We start from the raw sequence: 21396 nt of genomic DNA, 5'->3' as shown, positions 1-21396 counted from the left end.
GGCGCGCGTGGCGGGCGGCAGGCATGCGCGTGCGGCCGGTGGCGGGCCGTGGCGAGAGGCTGGCGGGGGGCGGGGCGGACGGCCCGTAGCTGCGGAGGCAGCGGGGCCGGAAGGGCTGGGCTTCGGTTCATGGGCGCGCGGCAACACCGTGAGGCGGCCCGACCATCACGAAAACCTGCCCGGCCGCGAGCATGCGGCACGGACACCCGGACGCAAGCTTACACAAGGCGCAGGAAACTTAACAAGTAAAAGCCCCCTGGGGACGCGTGTCCGCAGGGGGCTTGCCGGGAAGGGGGCGTGCCCGGGTCCTGCTCAGGTCTTGCCCAGCGCCTGGTCGATGTCCCACAGGATGTCGTCCAGGGTTTCCAGGCCGACCGACAGGCGGATCAGGTCGGGTGGCACGCCGGCCGCCACCTGCTGCTCTTCGGAGAGCTGGCGGTGGGTGGTGGAGGCGGGGTGGATGACCAGGGTCTTGGCGTCGCCGATGTTGGCGAGGTGGGACAGGAACTCGACCGAATCGATGAACTTCTGCCCGGCGGCGGCACCGCCCTTGATGCCGAAGCTCAGCACCGCGCCGGCGCCGCGCGGCAGGTATTTCTTCGCCAGCGCGTGGTAGCGGCTGCTTTCCAGGCCGGGGTAGTTGACCCAGGCGACCTTGGGGTGGGATTCCAGGTGGCGGGCCACCGCCAGCGCGCTGGCGCAGTGGCGGTCCATGCGCAGCGGCAGGGTCTCGACGCCCTGCAGGAGCTGGAAGGCGGCGAAGGGCGAGAGCACCGGGCCGAAGGTGCGCATGCCTTCCATGCGGCATTTCATCGTGAAGCCGAAGTCGCCGAAGGTCTCGAAGAAGCGCACGCCGTGGTAGCCGGGCGAAGGGTCCGTCATGGCCGGGAACTTGCCGTTGTCCCACGGGAACTTGCCGGATTCGACGATCACGCCCCCCATCGTGGTGCCGTGGCCGCCGAGGAACTTGGTCGCCGAATGGACGCTGATCGCCGCGCCCCACTCGAACGGACGGCACAGGTAGGGGCTGGCGAAGGTGTTGTCGATGAACAGCGGCAGGCCGGCGCCGTTGGCGATCTTCGCCACCGCCTCGATGTCGAGCACGTTGAGCGAGGGGTTGCCCAGGGTCTCAGCGTAGATGGCCTTGGTCCTGGGCGTGATCGCGTGGGCGAAGTTTTCCGGGTCGTCCGGATCGACGAATACGGTGTCGATGCCGAGCTTGCGGAAATTGACGTCGAGCTGGGTGTGGGTGCCGCCGTACAGCGTGCGCGCGGCCACGATCTGGTCGCCGGCCTCGCAGATGTTGAGCAGCGCGATCATCTGCGCGGCCATGCCGCTGCCGGTGGCCACCGCGGCGCGGCCCGCTTCCAGCGCGGCGACGCGCTCCTCGAACACCGCGACGGTGGGGTTGGAGATGCGGGAGTAGACGTTGCCGAAGGTCTGCAGGTTGAAGAGGCTGGCGGCCTCTTCGGGGCTGTCGAAGACGTAGGAGGTGGTCTGGTAGATGGGGACGGCGCGGCTGCCGGTGGCCGCGTCGGGGATCTGGCCCGCGTGCAGGCACAGGGTGTCGAAGCCGTATTGGTGGTCTGCCATGTTCGGAGTCCTGCTCAGGGAAGCCAGCGGGGGCGGCGGGAGGAGATGACCTTGGTGTTGACGCCGAACCAGTTGAGGCCGCCGAACAGGCGGGCGTACTCGATCTTGACGCAGCGGTCCATGATGACGGTGAGGCCGGCTTCCTCGGCTTTCTTCTTCGCTTCCTCGTTGATGACGCCGATCTGCAGCCACAGCGTGCGGGCACCGATGGCGATGGCCTGCTCGGCGACCGGCAGCGCATCGGCGGGCTTGCGGAACACGTCCACGATGTCAACCTTGTCCGGGATGGAAGCCAGGTCGGGATAGCTCTTCTCACCCAGGATCTCGGGGTACTTGGGGTTGACCGGAATGATCCGGTAGCCGTGCTGCTGCATGTACTTGGCCGCGAAGTAGGACGGCCGGAACCAGTCGGCCGACAGGCCGACCACGGCGATGGTGCGGGATTCGTGGAGAACCCGGCGCAGGGTCTGGATGTCGCTCATGCCCGTGCCGTCCGGATCAGCGGCCGCACCAGGCGGGCGTGCGCTTGTCGATGAAGGCGTCGATGCCCTCGCGCGCGTCCAGGGCCTGCAGGTTGCCCACCATCACGCCGCGGGTGTAGGCATAGGCCTCGTCCAGGGGCAGGGCGGCCTGGCGGTAGAAGGCTTCCTTGCCGATGGCCAGCGTGAGGGGCGACTTGGAGGCGATCTTGCGGGCCAGCTCCAGCGTGCGGGCTTCGAGTTCGGCGGCGGGCACCAGTTCGTTGACCAGGCCGAAGCGCAGCGCCGCAGCGGCGTCGATCAGGTCGCCGGTGAGCAGCATCTGCATGGCGTGCTTGGGTGCCACGTTGCGCGACAGGGCCACCATCGGGGTGGAGCAGAACAGGCCGATGTTCACGCCCGGGGTGGCAAAGCGCGCGTCGTCGGCGGAGACCGCCAGGTCGCAGCTCGCCACCAGCTGGCAGCCGGCGGCGGTGGCGATGCCATGGACGCGGGCAATGACCGGCTTGGGCAGGTTGACGATGGACTGCATCAGCTCGGCGCAATCGGCGAACAGGCCCTCGGCGTAGTCCGGCGCATAGCCGGCGGCGCGCATTTCCTTCAGGTCGTGGCCGGCGCAGAAGGCCGGGCCGGCCCCGGCCAGGATCACGACGCGCACGCCGTCGTCGGCGGCGATGGCCTCGAAGGTGTCGATCAGTTCGCGGATCACCGGCTGGGACAGGCTGTTGCGGGCCTGCGGCCGGTTCAGGATCAGCGTGCGGACGCCGGTTCCGGCGTCGTCGACGCTGAGCAGGGTGGGTTCGGTCATGGCTGTTCTCGGCGTGTGTCGGTTCTCATTTCTTGCGCAGCATGCCCGTCTCGTCCACCCGGCGCAGGGCGGCGAGCTCCTTGGCTGTCGGTTCGGGCACCACATGGGCATCGGGCGAAACCTTCAGGTCCCAGCCCGTGCTGGCGCGGATTTCCTCGACGCTGGAGAAGGGATACCAGGCGTCCAGGAAGAACTCCTTGGTTTCGGGGTCCGGACGCATGATACCGAGTGTGGTGACGATTGCCGATGGTCCGCCGCCGATGAAGCCGTGGCGCGCGCGCGCGTCGCCGCCGTCGAGGTAGCCGGGCGAGCTGATGTAGCTGACCTTGTCGGCGAAGCGCTTGGCCTCGTGGGTGACCATGATGATGACCCGGCCCGCGCCGCAGGCGATGTCGTTGGCGCCGCCGGCGCCGGTGAGGCGGGTCTTGGGCAGGCGGTAGCTGTCGCCGATGATGCCGTCGCCGTCCCAGATGCCGGTGGTGTTGACGTTGCCGAACTTGTCCACCTGGGCCGCGCCGATGATGCCCACGTCGCAGCGCCCGGAGGCGACGAGAAAGCCCAGCGCGTCGAGCGCGTTGGTGAAGCTGGTGGCGTTGGACGAGATGCGGTTGCACTCGATGCCCCACGGCAGGCCGCCGACGGGCGTGGCGCCATACACGCCGCCTTCGGTCATGGTGCGGATGTTGGGCGCATGGCAGGCCTGGGCGAAGTAGCCGGCGAGCATCGACAGGCCGACGCCGAAGATGGCGAGGTCGCCGTCGTGCAGTTCGCGGCCGGTGGCGATCGCCATCATCTCCTGGCGGGTGTAGGGCAGGTCGGCGTCGGCGGCCTGGGCGAGATCGGTGCTCATCGGGCGTCTCCGGATGCGAGGGCGCGGACTTCCTCCGGCGTCTTGATCCATTGGCGGAAGGGGTCGAGAAGGAAGGCGGTGCCGGTGCGGGACAACTGCTCGATGGTGTCGCGGCCGATCATGTCCAGGTAGCCGTCGAGGTCGGTGTAGCCGTCCACGTACCGGCCGATGTAGGCCTCGGTGCCTTCCGGCGTGGCCAGGGCCTTGTTCATGGCCTTCATGTGGGCCTCGTCCACGTCGTAGAAGCCCGGCGAGGACTGCGGCCAGGCGGCGAAGGGCCAGTACACCACCGCCTCGACGATGATGTCCGGGATGCGCACCAGGTTCGGGAACTGGCGCATGCAGGCGGTATCGACGATGGCGTCGGCGATCAGCACCACCTTCTTCGCCGCCCGCGACAGTTCGAAGCGGCTCCATTCGGTGCCGAGCATGATGGCGTTGCCGAGCGGGTCGGCCAGCGATACGTGGATGGCCGCCACGTCGGGCTTGAGCGGGCTGAGGGCGCCCACCTCGCGGCCGCTGAAGGGGTCGGTCACCGTCGGGATCTTGTGGCGGGCGGGGGTTTCGTCCGGCGCGAAGGCGCTGCGCCACTGGATGTCGGAGCCGATGTTGACCGTCGACGGGGCGAAGGGCCAGTTCAGCGCGCCGGCCAGCAGGCGGAGGCCGAACGACAGGTTGGAGTAGTCCTCCAGCGCGAGCTGGCCGGTTTCCACGGCCCGGCGCAGGCCGTTGGCGAAACCGAACACCTCCAGCCCGGAGAAGCCGCATTCGGCCTTGCTCACGGCGCCGGCGGCGGCCAGCAGGTTGAGCTGCTGGGTGTTGCAGTGGAACAGGGCGTGCAGGTCGCGGCGCTGGCGGCGCACCAGTTCGCGGCCGAACACGATGGTGTCGGAGCCCACCGGAAGCGAGGCGCCGCTGGCGTACTGCATGCCGTCCCAGCTATGGCGCTCGACGGCCTCGGCCAGGGAAATCAGTTTGTTGCGTGACATGGAGGATCGGATTCGGTCAATGGGCGTGGTGATCGTGATGTGAATGCCCCGGCTGCGCCTGGGCGGGCTGGAACGGGCGGTTCTCGTATTCCTCGGTGGCGACGTAGTCGCTCAACTGGCGGAAGCCCTCGGTGTCCAGCACCCCGGTGTGGCGGTACAGGACCTGGCCCTGCCCGTCGAGGAACACGAAGGACGGCGTGCCCAGCGCGCGCAGGCGCCGCGCCCAGTCCGGCGCGGTGGTGGTTTCGCCCGTCGGGGAGATCAGGGGCGATGCGCCGGCGATATCCACGCGCGCGGTGGCGAAGCGGGCGCCGAAGGCCTTTTCGGTGGTCGCATCCTGGAAGACGTGCTGCTCCATGTCGCGGCAGCCGGGGCAGTCGGGCATGGTCAGGAACACCGCCAGCTTGCGGCCGGAATCTGCCGCGCTGCGGACTTCCGCCCGGATGTCGCGGGTTTCGCGCTCGAACAGGGCGGCGCCGGCGGGGCCGGCGGCCACGCACAGCAGCGAGCCCAGCAGCACGGCGGCGAGGGATGAACGGGAACGGACGAGCATGGGGAGGTCTCCTTCAGCGATGCCAGAACAGGACGCGGCGCTTGATGGCTTCCAGGCCGCTCATCGCCAGGTAGGTGACGGCGCCGGTGTACAGGATGCCGGCGACCATCTTCGGGTAGTCGGCGAAGTCGGCGTAGTACTGCACGAAGCGGCCCAGGCCCGCATTGGCGCCGAAAAGCTCGGCCACCGTGAGCAGGATGAAGGAAAAGCCCAGGCCCACCGCGATGCCGGAAAAGATGTGCGGCATCGCCGCCGGCAGCACCACCTTCCAGTGGAACTCGCGCCGCGTCAGGCCGAGGATCTGCGCGTTGTCGCGGTAGCGCCCTTCGAGCGCGTGGGCGCCGGCGGCGGCGTTCTGGAAGATCGGCCAGAAGGCGCCGATGAAGACCACGAAGATGGCCGACAGCTTGAACGTGGGCAGGATGGCGATGGCGTAGGGCACGTACACCGTCGGCGGCACCGGCGCCGCGACCCGCGCGAAGGGGAAGAAGATCCGCTGCAGGCGTGGCGACGAGCCCACCTGGATGCCGGCGAGGATGCCCAGCACGATGGCCAGCAGCAGGCCGGGAATCAGGATCGAGAACGAGGCCAGGGTGCTCTTCCACAGCTCGGGTAGGGATTCCCACAGCGCCAGCACGGTGGCCTGCGGGCTGGGGATCAGCGGGTTCTCGCCCAGCGGGAACCACGCCGCGGCGGCGAACCAGGCGCCCAGCAGCACGAGCCAGATGATGGAGCCGTCCGCCAGCACCCGCAGGGCGGAGGGCTTGGCCGGGTCCTTCCTGGCGGGCGCGGGGCGCCTGGACTGAGGTTCGGAAACGCCGGAAACGGGACGGCCCCGCTCCGCGGCGGCAAGGGTTTCGGACATGGTGATCTTCCTTCAGGCGGCGACGAGCTGGCGCAGCGTGTCGGCGGCCAGGGTTTCGGCGATGGATTCGCGCAGGGCGTGGAAGCCGGAACTGTCGAACAGGCTGCGGCGGTCCCGGTGGCGGGCGAAGGGCACGGGCAGGTCGGCGATCAGGCGTCCCGGCGTGGAGCCGAGCACGACGACGCGGTCGCCCAGGTACAGGGCCTCGTCGATGTCGTGGGTGACGAAGACGATGGTCTTCTTCGTGGCCTCGGTTTCCCAGGCCTCGGTCAGCAGGTCCTGCAGGCGGGCGCGGTTGGTGGGGTCGAGCGCGCCGAAGGGCTCGTCCATCAGCAGCACCGGCGAGCGCAGCGCCAGGGCGCGCGCGATGGCGGCGCGCTGGCGCATGCCGCCCGACAGCTCGAACGGGTACTGGCCGACCGCGGATTCCAGCCCCACCTTGCCCAGGTAGTCCACCGCCTGCGCCCGGCAGTCGGCCTTGCGGGTTCCCGGTTGGGCCTTGCCGATGGCGATGGCGATGTTGTCCACCACCGTCATCCACGGGAACAGGGCATAGTCCTGGAACACCACGCCCCGGTCGAAGCCGGGGCCGGTGATCGGCTTGCCATTCTGTAGCAGCCGCCCCTGGTCGGGAAACTGCAGGCCGGCCAGCAGGCGCAGCAGCGTGGACTTGCCCGACCCGCTGGCGCCCAGCAGGCAGACGAACTGCCCGGCCGGGATTTCGAGGTCGATCTTCTCCAGGATGGGCGCCGCGTCCTCGTACGAGAAACCGACGCCCTCCAGGCTCAGCTCTGCCGCCATGTCAGCCGTTCTTCCGCTTGAAATCCTGCTGCAGCTTCTGCCAGTAGACATCGCCCGGGTTCTCGGCGGCGAGCTGGTTCAGTACCTTCTCGTAGAAGCGGGCATCGATCGACGCCGACAGGTCCGGCGCCTTGGTGATGAACTCGCTGCTGGCCATCACGTCGGCGAAGTGTTTGACGCCCTTGGCATCCGGGTCGGAAGACTGGTCGATGTACTCGGAGTAGTAGCCGCGCCACAGCAGTTGCTTGTCGAGCTTCACGTACTTGGCGATCGAGTCGATGGTTGCTTCCTTGTTCTCGGCGGCGAAGCGCTCGGCCTGCAGGATGGCGCGCAGGAACTTCTCCCACGTGGCCTGGTTCTTGGCGTTCGATTCGGTGATGACGATGCGGCAGCAGGGGTGGCCGGGCTGCAGGTCGCTGGAATGGATGACGATCTTCAGGCCCTGGTCCTCGGCGCGCAGATCGTGCGGGCCCCACACCAGGCCGACATCCACCTGCTTGGACTTGACCGCCTCGATGACGGCGGACGGGTTCTTCAGCTCGAAGATCTCGAGGTCGGTCTTCCAGTTCAGGCCCGAGTCCTTCAGCGCGCCGCGCAGCACGGCGTCGCCGGAAGCCATGCGCACGGTGGCGACCTTCTTGCCCTTCAGGTCGGCGATGGTCTTGACCTGCTCGGCGCCGGCCTGGGTGGTCACGAGGGCCGCGTCGCCGCCCATGATGCCGCCGATGATCTTGAGCTTGGTGCCCTTGGACAGGTGGGCGATGGGGCCGGTGGTGCCGAACGCGCCGGTGTCGAGCTTGCCGGCGATGATGGCGTTGAGGCCGTCGGCGGAGTTGTGGAACTCGACCAGTTCGACGTCCAGGCCTTCCTTGGCGAACAGGCCCTGTTCCTTGGCGATGAAGAACTTGGCGTGGCCGGTGGCCGGCAGGTAGCCGACCTTGAGCTGTTCGGCGAACGCGCTGCCCAGGGTGCCGGCCAGGGCGATGGCGGCGACGAAGGACTTGAGGGCGAGACGGTGTTTCATGGAGGCTCCTGTGCAATTTGTTTGCGCGGAGTCTGCCAAAGGGCCGTCTATAACCAAACGAATTATTTGTTGTTTGCTTATATTTAAAACGTTATATCGCAGCCGGTTCGGCCTCAGGCATCCGGCCGGTACGGCTTGCCCAGCGACATCGGCGAGTTGAGCCGGATGGCGCCGGCGTTGCGTGAAATCGCCACCAGCACGACGATGGTTGCCCAGTAGGGCAGCGACGACAGCAACTGCGACGGGAAGTCGATCTGCAGGCCCGAGCCCTGGATGAAGAGCTGGGTGATCATCACGCCGCCGAACAGATAGGCGCCGACCACCACGCGCAGCGGCCGCCAGGTGGCGAACACGACCAGTGCCAGGGCGATCCAGCCGCGTCCGGCGACCATGCCTTCGGCCCACATCGGCGTATAGAACACCGACAGGAAAGCGCCGCCGATGCCGGCCATGGCGCCGCCGAACAGCACCGCCAGGTAGCGGATGCGGATCACCGGATAGCCGATCGCATGCGCCGACGCCGGCGACTCGCCCACCGCGCGCAGCACCAGCCCGGCGCGGCTGCGATGCAGGAACCACAGCACGGCCCAGAACAGCGCCCACGAGAAATACACCAGCGCCTGCTGGTTGTAGAGCGCCTCGCCGACCAGCGGCAGGTCGGCGATGAACGGAATGCGGATCGGCGGCACGGCCTGCAGCGCGATCGCTTCGTAGGGCTTGCCGACGAAGGCCGCCAGGCCGACGCCGAAGATCGCCAGTGCAAGGCCAGCGGCCACCTGATTGGCCATCAGGGTCAGCGTCAGCACGCCGAACAGCAAGGCCATCGCCATGCCCGCGCCCATGCCGGCGAGCACGCCCAGCAAGGGGGCGCCGCTGTGGTGGGTGGCGGCGAAGGCGGCGACCGCGCCCATGGCCATCATGCCTTCGGCGCCGAGGTTGAGCACGCCGGCCTTCTCGCTCACCAGCAGGCCGAGCGCGGTGATGATCAGCGGCGTGCCCGCCACCACGGTGGCGAACAGCATCGAGGTGAAAAGGTCCGCGTCCATGCCTTCGCGTCCTCAGCCGGCCCGGCGGCGCAGCCGCAGGCGATAGTTGATGAGCACGTCCGCGCCGAGCAGGAAGAACAGCAGCATGCCCTGGAACACCATCGAGATCGAGCTGGGCAGGTTCAGGTACTGCTGCGCCTGCTCGCCGCCGATGTAGAGCAGCGCCATCAGCAGGCTGGCGAGGAAGATGCCGAAAGCGTTCAGGCGCCCGACGAAGGCGACGATGATGGCGGCGAAGCCGTAGCCGCTGCCGACCTTGTCGGTGAGCTGCCCCATCGGCCCGGCCACTTCGGCCATGCCCGCCAGCCCGGCCGCGGCGCCGCCCAGCAGCAGCCCCGTCCATACCGTGCGTGCCGCCGAGAAGCCGGCGTAGCGCGCGGCGTCGGGCGCCTGGCCGGCGACGCGCATGCGAAAGCCCGCATGGCTGCGGTTCATGAAGGCATGGCCCGCCACCAGCACGGTGATCGCCAGGGCGAAGCCCAGATGCAGGCGGGTGCCGTCGAGCAGCGCCGGCAGCAGCGCGGCGTCGCCGAACATCCGCGTCTGCGGGAAGTTGAAGCCGTCCGGGTCCATCCACGGCCCGAACACCAGCCAGGAGACGAACAACTGCGCCACATACACCAGCATCAGCGACACCAGGATCTCGTTGGCGTTGAAGCGCGTGCGCAGCAGCGCCGGAATCGCTGCCCAGGCCGCGCCGCCGAGCGCGCCGGCGACGACCATCGCGGGCAGCAGCAGGGCGCCGTCCGAAGCGTCGAAATGCAGCGCGATGCCGGTGGCCGCCACCGCGCCGAGCATGAACTGGCCTTCGGCGCCGATGTTCCAGATGTTGGCGCGAAAGCCGATGGCCAGGCCGATCGCGCACAGCATCAGCGGCGTGGCCTTCAGCAGCAGTTCGGAGATACCGTAGAGGTCCTTGATCGGGTTCAGGAAGAAGACGCGGAAACCTTCGCCCGGATCCTTGCCGAGCGCGGAAAAAACCAGCAGGCCGCCGGCGAGCATCAGCGCCACCGCGAGCAGCGGCGACAGGCAGGACATCAGCCGCGAAGGCTCGGCGCGGGCTTCGAGCTCAAGCATTCGCCGCCTCCACGTGCGTGGCCGGTTCGGCGCCCGGCCACATGCCGCTCATCCAGACGCCGATCTCCTCCACCGTGGCGCCGGCGGCGGGGCGGGCGGGCGACAGGCGGCCCTTGGCGATCACGGCGATGCGGTCGCAGATCTCGAACAGCTCGTCCACTTCCTCGGACACCACCAGCACCGCGCAGCCCCGGTCGCGCAGGTCGATGATGGACTGGCGGATGAATGCGGCCGCGCCCACGTCCACGCCCCAGGTCGGCTGGGCGCAGACGAACACCTTCGGCGCCTGCAGGATCTCGCGGCCGATGATGAACTTCTGCAGGTTGCCGCCCGACAGCGATCCGGCGAGCGCGCCGCTGCCGCCGCACTTGACGCCGAAGGCCTCGATGCAGCGCCGGGCGAAGCGGTGCGCCCGGCCGGCGCGCAGGAAGCCGGCCGCCACCATGGCCTGGCTGTACGCGGCGGTGAGCAGCGCATTGTCGGCGAGCGACAGGTCGGGCACCACGCCGCGGCCAAGGCGCTCCTCGGGGACGAAGCACAGCCCCAGCCTGCGCCGCTGCGCCGGGCCGAGGCGGCCGGCCTCGACGCCGCAGATCTGCACCGGGAATTTTTCCGCCAGCGTGTCCTCGCCCGAGATCGCGCGCAGCAGCGCCTGCTGGCCGTTGCCGGAAACGCCGGCGATGCCGACGACCTCGCCGGCGTGGAGGTCGAGGTGGATGTCCTGCAGGTCGGTGCCGAACGGGTCGTCCGACGCATGCGACAGGCCCGCCAGGCGCAGGCGCAGCTCGCCGTCGGCGCGTGCCGCGGTGTGTTCGCAGTGCGGCAGCGCCCTGCCGATCATCAGGCTCGCCATCGACTGCGCGGTCTCCCGCGCCGGAATGCACTCGCCGCTCACCCTGCCGCCGCGCAGCACGGTGGCGGTGTGGCACAGCGCCTGGATCTCGTCGAGCTTGTGGCTGATGTACAGGATGGAACAGCCTTCCGCCGACAACTGGCGCAGCGTGCCGAACAGCTTGCGCACCGCCTGTGGCGTCAGCACCGAGGTCGGCTCGTCCAGGATCAGCAGGCGCGGGTGCTGCAGCAGGCAGCGGATGATCTCGACGCGCTGGCGCTCGCCCACCGACAGCGCATGGATGCGGCGGCGCGGATCGACGGGCAGACCGTAGCGCTCCGAGACCTCGGCGATGCGCCGCGAGAGTTCGTCCAGCGCCGGCCGGCCGGGCAGGGCGAGTGCCACGTTCTCGGCCACGCTCAGGGTCTCGAACAGGGAGAAGTGCTGGAACACCATGCCGATGCCCAGGCTGCGGGCGTGGGCGGGATTCTCGACCTGGACGGCTTGCCCCTCCCACAGGATGCGGCCCGCGCTCGGGCGGGTGACGCCGTAGATGATCTTCATCAGCGTCGATTTGCCGGCGCCGTTCTCGCCCAGGATGGCGCGGATCTCGCCGGGCCGCACGGCGAGGTCGATGCCCTCGTTGGCGACGACGCCCGGATAGACCTTGCCGATGCCCTCGAGCTGCAGGCGCGGCGGCGCGCCGCTGGCGGCGGGTGGGGGTGTCCTGTCGCTCATGGCCGGCGCATCCGCGGAATCGTCAGGTGCGCCTCAGTCCTGCGCGATCTTGTCCGGTGCCGGGTCGGCGTGGTTCTCGTCGGCCGCCAGCGATTCCGCCTGGGCGGCCTTCAGTTCCGCCGCGCTCAGCTTCAGCGCGATGCTGTCGCGTTCGTGCACGCCGTCCATGTTCATGGCGGCGGCGGCGCGGTTGAACCAGACATAGGCCTGCACCGAGTCCGCCTTGACGCCGAGCCCGCTACGGTAGAGGCGGCCGAGCTCGACCATGGCTTCGCTGTTGCCGGCGTCGGCCGCGGTGCGTATCCATTTTTCCGCATACTCGTAGTTCTGCGGCATGCCCACGCCGCTGCGGTAGAGCTTGCCCAACTGCAGCATGGCGCCCGCGTGTCCGCCGGTGGCGGCCCGCTTCAGCCAGGAGACGGCTTCGGCCGCGCCTTCCTTGCCGCGCGAGGTGTCGAGCAGGGCCGCACGGCCCAGGCGGAACTGCGCTTCCAGGTCGCCATTGCGCGCGGCTTCTTCCATCGTCGGACTGGTGGCATTCGCTTGCGGGGCGGTGGGCGCCGCTTCCTCCTCGGGCGAGCCGCCCGGCCACAGCAAGCCGATGCCGCTGACCACGATGATGGTGATGACGGCCGCGGCAGCCACGGTCAGCAGCGGATGGCGGCCGCCGAGGCCTTGCCGGGCGGTACCGAAGGGGGCGATGAAGCGATGCGAGCAGGACAGGCAGCGGAAGGGGTGCTTGTCCGGGTTGTCGACCTTTTCCTTGTGCGAACTCCAGCGGGACTCCCGGCAGCGCGTCGATGCACATTTGGGGCAGGGGGTATTGGCGCGTACGCCCATGGCGAAAACCTTTCGGAATGATCGGCGGCGCGGGTACGGACCGTCCGCCCGGGCGCTGGAAACGAGGCGTGATGTGAAACACGCGCATGCACGCGTGAAACACAGGCTTCGGCCGCGATTCTCGGGCAAGCCCGGGCGGATTTCAAGGACGTCGGAACTGCGGGGCCGCTCGCGGGGTGGGGCGCAGCAAGAAAAAGCCCGCATCCGGGGATGCGGGCATTCGACGGGAGCGCGTGGACTCAGCCGCAGGTGCCGACCGCGCCGCAGGCGGTGCAGAAGTCGCAGCCGTCCTTGCGGATCACGGTGTGGTTGCCGCACTCGGTGCACAGCGCGCCCTGCATCAGCTTGGGTTCGCTGTCGTCGCGCGGCGATTCGAGGATGCCCATCTCGCGCGTCGGGTAGCCGCGCTCGTCGAGCACGCCGAGCATCGCGTAGCGGTGGATGATGAGCTGGGCGAGGTAGGCCACCGTGCTGGGGTAGTTCTGCTGGCGCCGGGTGCCGGGGATGAAGGCCATGAAGTCGCCCAGCGGCTCGGGGTAGTCGAGCAGCTTGCGCAGCTTCATGCCGATCCAGGCCGGGTCCATGACGCGCATGTCGAGCGACAGGATGCGCGTCAGGCCGTCCAGCGCGCGCGGATAGTTGCCCGACAGCCACACCGAGTACGGGCGGGTGACGCCCGCCGCGTAGCCGTCCTGCGCCGGCAGGGTGATTTCCTTCAGGCCGAGCACGAAGTCCTCGCCGGTGGCCGGGTTGTAGATGTCCACCGTCCACGACAGCGTGCCGTCGGTACCCGTCTTGGGCTCTTCGAGGCTGAACAGGGTGTCGAGCACCGCGTTGGTGTCGTCTTCCTTGTCGAACACGCCGAGCTTCTCGCAGCGGTAGCGCACGACCTGGGCGAAGGCCGACACCGTGCCGGGGAAGAGCTTCTTCTCGCCGTGCGGCGGGAAGGGCATCTCGAAGGACTTCTCGCCCACGGTGCGGGCCAGGGTCTCGAGCTTGAGCTTGAGCCAGCCGCGGTCGTTGGCGCGCATGTCCATCGACAGGGTCTTGGCCACCGCGCCCAGGCCGCGCGGCTGGTCGGCGCCGTTGACCCACACCTCGAACGGGAAGGTGCCGCCATTGGTGCCGAACTGGCCGACGAACAGCGCGAAGTCGCCGGTCGGGGTGTTGAGCATGTAGGTCCAGGCCATGTTGCCGTCCGGCATCTCGGGGCGGCCGGGCCAGCGCAGGCTGGACAGCACCGGCGCCGGCAGGCTCTTGATCGACAGGCGGCGGTTGGCGTCGGACAGCTCGACGTCGTGCGGCTGCTTCTGCTCGGCGGTCGGGGTGACCGACAGCACGGAACCCAGCACGTTGTTGGGGCGGTAGGTGGCGAGCCCCTTCAGGCCGGCTTTCCAGGCGGTGAGGTAGAGGTCCTCGAATTCGGCATAGGGGTAGTCCTCGGGCACGTTCACCGTCTTGGAGATGGACGTGTCGACGTAGGGCGCGACCACCGCGACCATGTCCTTGTGCGCCTGCGCGGAAATTTCCAGCGCGGTGACGAAGGACGGCGGCAGCGCCTCGACGTTGCCGCCGAGGTGGCGGTACAGGCGCCAGGCGTAGTCCTCGACGGCGTACTCCTTGAAGGTGCCGTCGGCCATGCGCTTGCGCCGGGTGTAGGTGTAGGAGAACGGCGGCTCGATGCCGTTGGAGGCGTTGTCGGCGAAGGCCAGGCTGATGGTGCCGGTGGGTGCGATCGACAGCAGGTGCGAGTTGCGGATGCCGTGCTTGCGGATCTTGTCCTTGACCTCGGCCGGCAGGCGCGAGGCGAAGTTGCCGCCCGACAGGTAGAGGTCGGCGTTGAACAGCGGGAAGGCGCCGCGCTCGCGCGCCAGCTCGGACGAGGCCAGGTAGGCGCGGTTGCGCATGTACTCGGAGATCTTGCGCGCTTCCTCGCGCGCCTCGGGCGTGTCGTAGCGCTTGCCGAGCATGATCAGGGCGTCGCCCAGGCCGGTGAAGCCGAGGCCGACGCGGCGCTTGGAGTCGGCTTCGGCGCGCTGCTGCTCCAGCGGCCAGTGGGTGCTGTCGAGCACGTTGTCGAGCATGCGGATCGACACGTCGACGACCTTGCCGAAGGCGGCGTAATCGAACTCCGCCTTGTCGCCGAACGGATTCTTGACGAAGGGCGTCAGGTTGATCGAGCCCAGGCAGCAGCAGCCGTAGGGCGGCAGCGGCTGTTCGGCGCACGGGTTGGTGGCCTCGATGGTCTCGCAGTAGTACAGGTTGTTGTCCTGGTTCATGCGGTCCAGGAACAGGATGCCCGGCTCGGCGTGGTCATAGGTGGACCGCATGATCTGGTCCCACAGCGCGCGCGCGCGCACCTTGCGGTACACCCACTGGCCGTCGTCGCGCTGGTAGGCACCGGCTTCCTTGAGGTCGGCGGTGGGCTCGGCCTTGTGCGCCAGTTCGACGTCGCCATCGGCCTCGACCGCCTGCATGAAGGGGTCGGTGACGCCGACCGAGATGTTGAAGTTGGTGAGGTCGCCCTGGTCCTTGGCGTGGATGAATTCCTCGATGTCCGGGTGGTCGCAGCGCAGCACGCCCATCTGCGCGCCGCGCCGCGCGCCGGCCGATTCCACGGTTTCGCACGAGCGGTCGAACACGCGCATGTAGGATACCGGGCCCGAGGCGTTGGAGGCCGTGCCCTTGACCAGCGCGCCCTTCGGGCGGATCGACGAGAAGTCGTAGCCGACGCCGCCGCCGCGGCGCATGGTTTCGGCGGCCTGGGCCAGCGCGGTGTAGATGCCGGGGCGGCCGTCGACCGCTTCGGTGACCGAGTCGCCCACCGGCTGGACGAAGCAGTTGATCAGCGTGGCGGCCAGCGTGGTGCCGGCGGCGCTGTTGATGCGGCCGGCGGGGACGAAGCCCTTTTCCTGCGCTTCGAGGAACCTGGCTTCCCAATGGGCGCGCTTGTCCTCGGTTTCGACCGCGGCCAGCGCGCGGGCGACACGCTGGCGCACCTCGGCGATGGATTGCTCGTCGCCCTTGGCGTACTTCTCGACGAGCACTTCGCCGGAGATTTCCTGCATCGGCAGGTTGGCGGCGCTGGGAGGAAGGACGTTGGCCTTGGCTGCGCCGTGGGCCGATGCGCTGGTGGTCTCGCTCATGGTGTTTTTCTTCATCCGTGGGTGGTTCTGAATGCGGACTGAAGAATAGCGCGGAAAATGCTCAGGAGCAAAAAAATTTAATCTTTAAATATCAGTATGTTGTGTGTTTTGATTGTGTCGAATTGAAAATTCGAATACTAGATGTAGTAGCTATTCGGAACCGAATTTTCGCCCGGAAAGCCGCTAAAACAATGGCTTCCGGATGCTTGAGGCCGATGTGGCGCGTGCTTCCTACGGGTAATCGAGAAGCGCGCAGCTTTCCATGGCATGGCCCAAAGGCGGCCGCGGGAACAGGGCGGTCCGCCTGATGCTCGCAGAGCCTCGGCCGGATGCCCTGGAGCAGCGCCCGGCCGGGGCTCAGGCCTCCGCATCGGCGAGCAGGCCGTAGCTGCGCAGCTTGCGGTACAGCGTGGCGCGGGCGATGCCGAGGGTCCGCGCGGTGGCCGAGACGTTGCCGTCGTGGCGCAGGAAGGCGGCGCGCACGGCTTCGGCTTCGGCTTGCTGCAGCGTGGCCTTGCCGTCGGCGCACTGCGCTTGCCCGTCCCGGGGGGCTTCGGCCGGCAGGGAGAGGGGCGCGTCGGTGAGTTCCGGCGGCAGGTGGCCGACGTCGATGCAGCCGGCTTCGGCCAGCGCCGCGCCCAGGCGGAGGACCTGCTGCAGTTCGCGGATGTTGCCCGGCCAGTCGTGGCGGTGCAGGCAGTCGCGTGCGGCGGCGGTCAGCGCCGGCGTCGCGGGTGCGGCCTCACGCGCCAGGAGGTGGTCGATGAGCGCGTCCAGGTCGCTGCGCTCGCGCAGCGCGGGCAGGGTGACGCGCAGACCGTTGACACGGTAGTACAGGTCTTCGCGGAACTCGCCGCTGGCGACGCGCTGGGCGAGGTCGCGGTGGGTGGCGCAGATCACCGAGCAGTCCAGCGCGATGCTGCGGGTGCTGCCCAGCCGGGTCAGCGTGCGTTCCTGCAGCACGCGCAGCAGGCGGGCTTGGAGTTCGAGCGGCATGTCGCCGATTTCGTCGAGGAACAGGGTGCCGCCGTTGGCCTGCTCGAAGCGCCCGGCCATGCCGCCGCGCCGCGCGCCGGTGAAGGCGCCGTCGTCGTAGCCGAACAGTTCGGACTCGATCAGGCCGGACGGAATCGCCGAGCAGTTGATGGCGACGAAGGGGCCGGAGGCGCGCGGGCCGCCGTCGTGCAGGTGGCGCGCCAGTACTTCCTTGCCGGTGCCGGTTTCGCCGTTGATCAGCACCGGGATGTTGCGGGCGAAGGCGCGCTCGGCCTGGTGGATGCGCAGGCTCAGCTTGGAGTCGGCCAGCATCGATGGCGTGGAGGCGCGGGCCGCGTGCGGTGCGCCGGCCGCCACGGCCGGGCGCGGCACCGGGGCGGTGAAGGGGCGCGGGTGCGCGTCGTCGGCCAAGCACACGTGGAGGCGCACGCCGTTGTGGCAGTGCAGCGGGGTCGGCGTGCGGCCATGCTTGCGCAGCATGTCGAGCAGCGGACCCAGGCCGCACTGGAACACCGTCTGCGCGCACTGCGCGGTGCCCGGCAGCATGTCCAGCTCCAGCAACTGGCGCGCCAGGGGGTTGGCGCCGAGCAGGCGGCCGTCGCGGGAGATGGCGAGCAGGCCGCACATCGGCGTGCCGACCAGTTCCGCGCTGTAGTGCAGGCGCAGGTGCAGCGCATCCGGCAAGGCATTGACCATGCGGTTCTCGATCGCGCGCGCGGTGAGGGCGAGCGGCTCGAGAATGCCGATGGACGGGGCGTGATGGTGGCGCGAGGCGTTCAGGACGCCGGCCAGGTCGCCGGCGGGGTCGAAGATCGGCACCGCGACGCAGGCGCACATGTGTATCTCTTCGAGAAAGTGCTCGCTGCCGCGCACGATCACGGGCCGCCGCTCTTCCAGCGCGCAGCCGGGGGCGCTGGTGCCGGCCACGTTCTCGCTGAGGTTCAGCCCGGGGCGCAGCGCGGTGGCGATGTCGCGCAGGGCCGCGCTCTGCCCGCCCAGCGCCTTGACGACGGTGCCGCGGGCCTCCAGGCAGGCGATCACCCAATGGGCGTTGTCCAGCGCGGCGAACAGGCGCTGCAGTTCGGGGGCGGCATGGTCGAGCAGCACGCGGTGGGTATCGTCCAGGCGGCGCAGCTGGGCGGCCGAAACCGGGTTGAACAGGACGCGGTCGTGTTCCCTGAGGCCGTGCTTGAGCGAGCGCGACCAAGAGCGCTGGACCTCCTCCGCGACCAGGCTTGGGGGAATATCGCGGCCTTCGCGCAGCAACTGGCGCGCATGCAGCACCTTGCTATCGAAATCCGTACGGACAGGCTCCATGTCTCCTCCTGTGCCGGGGCTGGCGCGTATCGATCCAGTGGCCGGAGGCAAGCTGGCTTGAAACGATACAGTGTGCGCGCCCCATTGTTGTCCAGGGTTGCGGAAATTACTGCAACTGATTGTTCTGAATGATTTTTGTTTTTCTGGCACGGCTTCTGCATCATCTGCTTCGCCTGCCCGGAGCGGTGGGCGGGCCGGTTCCGCGATGCTGAAAGGCGGCCGCCGAATATTACTACTATCGGAGACAAGGGAATGAAGCCACTCAAGGAGGCGGCGCAAGCGCGTCGAAACGGCTGGTGTGGTCTTGGCGGCATGGCGGCGCTGTGTGCCGCACTGGCGGCGCCGCAGGCGCATGCGGTCGATGTGGATGCCGGCGACTACACTGCGCTGCCGGCCGGCACCAATCTGGCGATGGCGTATTACCAGTACGCGACACGCGACGCCGCCTATGTGCGGGGACGCAAGCAGGCCGGCGATCCGCGGCTGGATTCGCATGTGGGCATCCTGCGCGGCGTGCATTTCACCGAGATCGGCGGCTATATCGTCGATCCGCAGTTCCTGCTGCCCTTCGGCAAGCTGGAAGGCAAGGACGACCTGTCGGCGGCCGGCAGCGCCAGCGGTGTCGGCGACCTGATCCTCGCGGCGACCGTCTGGCTGGTGAACAAGCCGCAGACGGGTACCTACTTCGGCATCACCCCTTTCCTCTATGCGCCGACGGGCAACTACGACAACGACGATGCGCTCAACCTCGGTGAAAATCGGTGGAAATTCGCGCTGCAGGCCGGCTTCATCACCAAACTGTCGGAAAAGGTCTCGCTCGACCTGATTGGTGACTTCACGCTGTACGGCAAGAACGACAAGTTCGGCGCGGCCAAGGTGACGATGAAGCAGAAGCCGTCGATGCAGTTCCAGGGCTATCTGCGCTACCACCTGTCGGACGCCTGGGACCTGCGCGCCGGTGTGTCCCACACCGTCGGCGGCGAAACCGAGGTTGCCGGCGTGGACCAGGGCGACCGCCTGCGCACGACCAAGGTCAGCGTCGGCACCGGCTGGTTCATCGCGCCGGACCTGCAACTGCTGGCCAGCTACGGCCGCGACGTGTCGGTGCGCAACGGCCTGCGCGAGGACGACCGCTTGAACCTGCGTGTGCTGAAGGTGTTCTGAACCGCCGCATGCCGACAAGACGGGGGCGCTCGAACGTGGCGCCGCCCCACGAGAAAAAGAAGGAGACGATATGTTGACGACGGTATCCGCGCGCCCGCGGGATGGCGCCATTCCCGCGCGCAAGCGCATGCAGCAGGCGGTGTTCGGCCTGGGCTGCCTGGTGTTGGGTTCCACCGCTTTCGCGGCTGGCGGCGAGTGGCGCAGCCACGGCTATGACGATGCCGGCACGCGCTTCAGCCCGCTGACCCAGATCACGCCGAACAACGCCAAGGAGCTTGGCCTGGCGTGGTCCTACGACCTGCATTCCAGCCGCGGCGTGGAGGCCACGCCGCTGGTCGTGGATGGGGTGATGTATGTGACCGCGGCCTGGAGCATCGTGCACGCCATCGACGTGCGCACCGGCAAGAAGCGGTGGGAATACGATCCGAAGGTGCCGCCGGAAGCTGGCCGCAAGGCCTGCTGCGACGCGGTCAACCGCGGCGTGGCCTACCACGAGGGCATGGTTTACGTGGCCTCGCTCGACGGTCGCCTGATCGCCCTCGACGCCGGGACCGGCCAGAAGCGCTGGGAGCAGGACACGCTGGAGGCGGCGGCGAAGGATGCGGCCACGATCACCGGCGCGCCGCGCGTGTTCAAGGGCAAGGTCATCATCGGCAACGGCGGTTCGGAACTGGGCCTGCGCGGCTACATCACCGCCTATGATGCCAAGACGGGCAAGCAGGCCTGGCGCTTCTACACGGTGCCCGGCGACCCGTCCAAGCCGTTCGAGAACGCGGCGATGGAAATGGCCGCCAAGACCTGGGATCCGTCCGGCAAGTACTGGGAGGCCGGCGGCGGCGGCACGGTGTGGAACTCGATGGTGTACGACCCGGAACTGGACCTGATGTACATCGGCGTGGGCAACGGCGCGCCCTGGGCGCACCTGGCCCGCAGCCCAGGCGGTGGCGACAACCTGTTCCTCAGCTCTATCGTCGCGCTGCGCCCGGATACCGGCGAGTACGTCTGGCATTACCAGGAAACGCCGGGCGAGAACTGGGACTACACCGCGACGCAGGACATCATCCTGACCGACCTGGAGCTGGACGGCAAAAAGCGCAAGGTGCTGCTGCACGCGCCCAAGAACGGCTTCTTCTTCGTCGTGGACCGTACCAATGGCGAGTTCATCTCGGCCAAGAACTTCGTGGACGTGAATTGGGCCACCGGCTACGACAAGGCGGGCCGCCCGATCGAGAACCCCGAGGCGCGCCGCACCGACAAGCCGGTGGAGGTGATTCCCAGCGTGTTCGGTGCGCACAACTGGCATTCGATGTCCTACAGCCCGCAGACCGGGCTGGCCTACTTCCCCGCCCAGTACGTGCCGGTGACGCTGCAGGACGACAAGAACTGGAGCGGCCCGCGCGACAACAAGCCTGGCCAGCCGATGAGCGGCGTGGGCTGGAACACCGCCAAGCTGGTCAACGTCGAAGCGCCGAAGGCGCCCGCCTACGGCCGTCTCCTAGCCTGGGACCCGGTCGCGCAGAAAGAGGTCTGGCGCCAGGAGTACATCTCGCCGTGGAACGGCGGCACCCTGACCACCGCCGGCAACGTGGTGTTCCAGGGCACGGCCGATGCGCGCTTCATCGCCTACGATGCGCGCGACGGCAAGAAGCTGTGGGACACCGCCACCGGCAGCGGGGTGGTGGCGGCGCCGATCACCTATGAGGTGGATGGCGAGCAGTACGTCTCCGTCGCCGTGGGCTGGGGCGGTGTGTACGGCCAGTCGGCGCGCGCATCGGAGTTCAAGTCGCCCGGCACGGTGTACACCTTCAAGCTCGGCGGCACCGCGCCGATGCCCGAGCAGGTGGCCTACCAGCTCGGCAATCTCGTGACGGGCGTGCCCTACGATCCGGCCGACGTGGCCGAGGGCACATTGCTGTACGTGAGCAACTGCGTGTTCTGCCACGGCGTGCCCGGCGTGGACAAGGGCGGCAACTTGCCGAACCTGGGCTACCGCCCGGCGACGGTGATCGGCAATCTGGAGAACTACGTCTTCAATGGGCCGCTCGTCTCGCGCGGCATGCCGGACTTCACCGGCAAGCTCACGCCCGAGGAAGTGCGCAAGATCAAGGCCTTCATCCTCGGCACCGCCGACGCGATACGGCCGAAGCAGTAAGCGCACGGCCGGCGGTGGGCGGGGGCGTCCGCCGCCGGCATGAATTCATCACAGGAGACGAGACATGCAGGACTACATGGACACTCTGAAGGCGCCGGTGAGCGAGGCGACGCGGCGGTTTCTGTC

Annotated in this window: 17 protein-coding genes; 2 read left to right on the top strand and 15 right to left on the bottom strand. The window is 68.5% G+C overall.

The genetic code is table 11. From position 1 onward, the window contains the following. Positions 1 to 312 precede the first annotated feature (312 nt). The 15 genes from C666_RS14405 to C666_RS14335 all read right to left on the bottom strand — a co-directional run bounded on the left by C666_RS14405 (position 313) and on the right by C666_RS14335 (position 17954). Complete coding sequence (locus tag C666_RS14405) at positions 313 to 1593, bottom strand: O-acetylhomoserine aminocarboxypropyltransferase/cysteine synthase family protein (protein ID WP_004341566.1); 1281 nt, start codon at positions 1591 to 1593, stop codon at positions 313 to 315. Between the two features lie 14 nt (positions 1594 to 1607). After that, a complete protein-coding gene (locus tag C666_RS14400) occupies positions 1608 to 2075 on the bottom strand; it encodes a CoA-binding protein (RefSeq protein WP_004341564.1) in 468 nt (155 codons plus the stop codon). 16 nt (positions 2076 to 2091) lie between these two features. Next, positions 2092 to 2880 carry an enoyl-CoA hydratase gene (locus C666_RS14395; RefSeq protein WP_004341561.1) on the bottom strand — a complete coding sequence of 263 codons (789 nt, stop codon included), beginning with the start codon at positions 2878 to 2880 and terminating at the stop codon, positions 2092 to 2094. Between the two features lie 25 nt (positions 2881 to 2905). After that, on the bottom strand, positions 2906 to 3730 hold the full coding sequence (locus C666_RS14390) for a CoA-transferase subunit beta (RefSeq protein WP_004341559.1): 825 nt from the start codon (positions 3728 to 3730) through the stop codon (positions 2906 to 2908). Continuing rightward, entirely contained in the window at positions 3727 to 4719 is a 993-nt protein-coding gene (locus C666_RS14385) for a CoA transferase subunit A (RefSeq protein WP_004341557.1), read from the bottom strand. Before C666_RS14385 ends, C666_RS14390 begins: the two co-directional genes overlap by 4 nt. A 16-nt stretch (positions 4720 to 4735) precedes the next feature. Further along, complete coding sequence (locus C666_RS14380; protein WP_004341555.1) at positions 4736 to 5272, bottom strand: thioredoxin family protein; 537 nt, start codon at positions 5270 to 5272, stop codon at positions 4736 to 4738. Positions 5273 to 5285: 13 nt separating this feature from the next. Then, on the bottom strand, positions 5286 to 6137 hold the full coding sequence (locus C666_RS14375) for an ABC transporter permease (RefSeq protein ID WP_004341553.1): 852 nt from the start codon (positions 6135 to 6137) through the stop codon (positions 5286 to 5288). 12 nt (positions 6138 to 6149) lie between these two features. Continuing rightward, entirely contained in the window at positions 6150 to 6938 is a 789-nt protein-coding gene (locus C666_RS14370) for an ABC transporter ATP-binding protein (RefSeq protein ID WP_004341551.1), read from the bottom strand. A 1-nt stretch (position 6939) separates the two neighbouring features. After that, a complete protein-coding gene (locus C666_RS14365) occupies positions 6940 to 7962 on the bottom strand; it encodes an ABC transporter substrate-binding protein (RefSeq protein ID WP_004341549.1) in 1023 nt (340 codons plus the stop codon). Between the two features lie 113 nt (positions 7963 to 8075). Continuing rightward, positions 8076 to 9008: an ABC transporter permease gene (locus C666_RS14360; RefSeq protein ID WP_004341548.1), complete on the bottom strand. Its 933-nt coding sequence runs from the start codon at positions 9006 to 9008 to the stop codon at positions 8076 to 8078. 12 nt (positions 9009 to 9020) lie between these two features. After that, positions 9021 to 10085 (bottom strand): ABC transporter permease, encoded by a 1065-nt coding sequence (locus C666_RS14355; RefSeq protein ID WP_004341546.1) that lies wholly within the window; start codon positions 10083 to 10085, stop codon positions 9021 to 9023. Then, a complete protein-coding gene (locus C666_RS14350) occupies positions 10078 to 11655 on the bottom strand; it encodes an ABC transporter ATP-binding protein (protein ID WP_004341544.1) in 1578 nt (525 codons plus the stop codon). Before C666_RS14350 ends, C666_RS14355 begins: the two co-directional genes overlap by 8 nt. A gap of 33 nt (positions 11656 to 11688) precedes the next feature. Then, positions 11689 to 12495 carry a tetratricopeptide repeat protein gene (locus C666_RS14345; RefSeq protein ID WP_004341542.1) on the bottom strand — a complete coding sequence of 269 codons (807 nt, stop codon included), beginning with the start codon at positions 12493 to 12495 and terminating at the stop codon, positions 11689 to 11691. A gap of 239 nt (positions 12496 to 12734) precedes the next feature. Next, positions 12735 to 15641 (bottom strand): adenosylcobalamin-dependent ribonucleoside-diphosphate reductase, encoded by a 2907-nt coding sequence (locus tag C666_RS14340; protein ID WP_028792407.1) that lies wholly within the window; start codon positions 15639 to 15641, stop codon positions 12735 to 12737. Between the two features lie 357 nt (positions 15642 to 15998). Next, positions 15999 to 17954, bottom strand: a complete 1956-nt coding sequence (locus tag C666_RS14335; protein ID WP_004341539.1) for a sigma-54-dependent Fis family transcriptional regulator — start codon at positions 17952 to 17954, stop codon at positions 15999 to 16001. 252 nt (positions 17955 to 18206) lie between these two features. On the opposite strand from C666_RS14335, the gene C666_RS14330 reads away from it, so the two are divergent. Both C666_RS14330 and C666_RS14325 read left to right on the top strand, forming a co-directional pair. After that, entirely contained in the window at positions 18207 to 19118 is a 912-nt protein-coding gene (locus C666_RS14330) for a transporter (protein ID WP_154666247.1), read from the top strand. 70 nt (positions 19119 to 19188) lie between these two features. Further along, positions 19189 to 21270, top strand: coding sequence for a PQQ-dependent dehydrogenase, methanol/ethanol family (locus C666_RS14325; RefSeq protein ID WP_004341535.1), 2082 nt, complete (start codon positions 19189 to 19191; stop codon positions 21268 to 21270). Positions 21271 to 21396 lie beyond the last annotated feature (126 nt).

This window comes from Thauera linaloolentis 47Lol = DSM 12138 (assembly GCF_000310205.1).
In the GTDB taxonomy this organism is placed as follows: Bacteria; Pseudomonadota; Gammaproteobacteria; order Burkholderiales; family Rhodocyclaceae; genus Thauera; species Thauera linaloolentis.
This window is presented reverse-complemented; position numbering and strand designations above follow the sequence as displayed.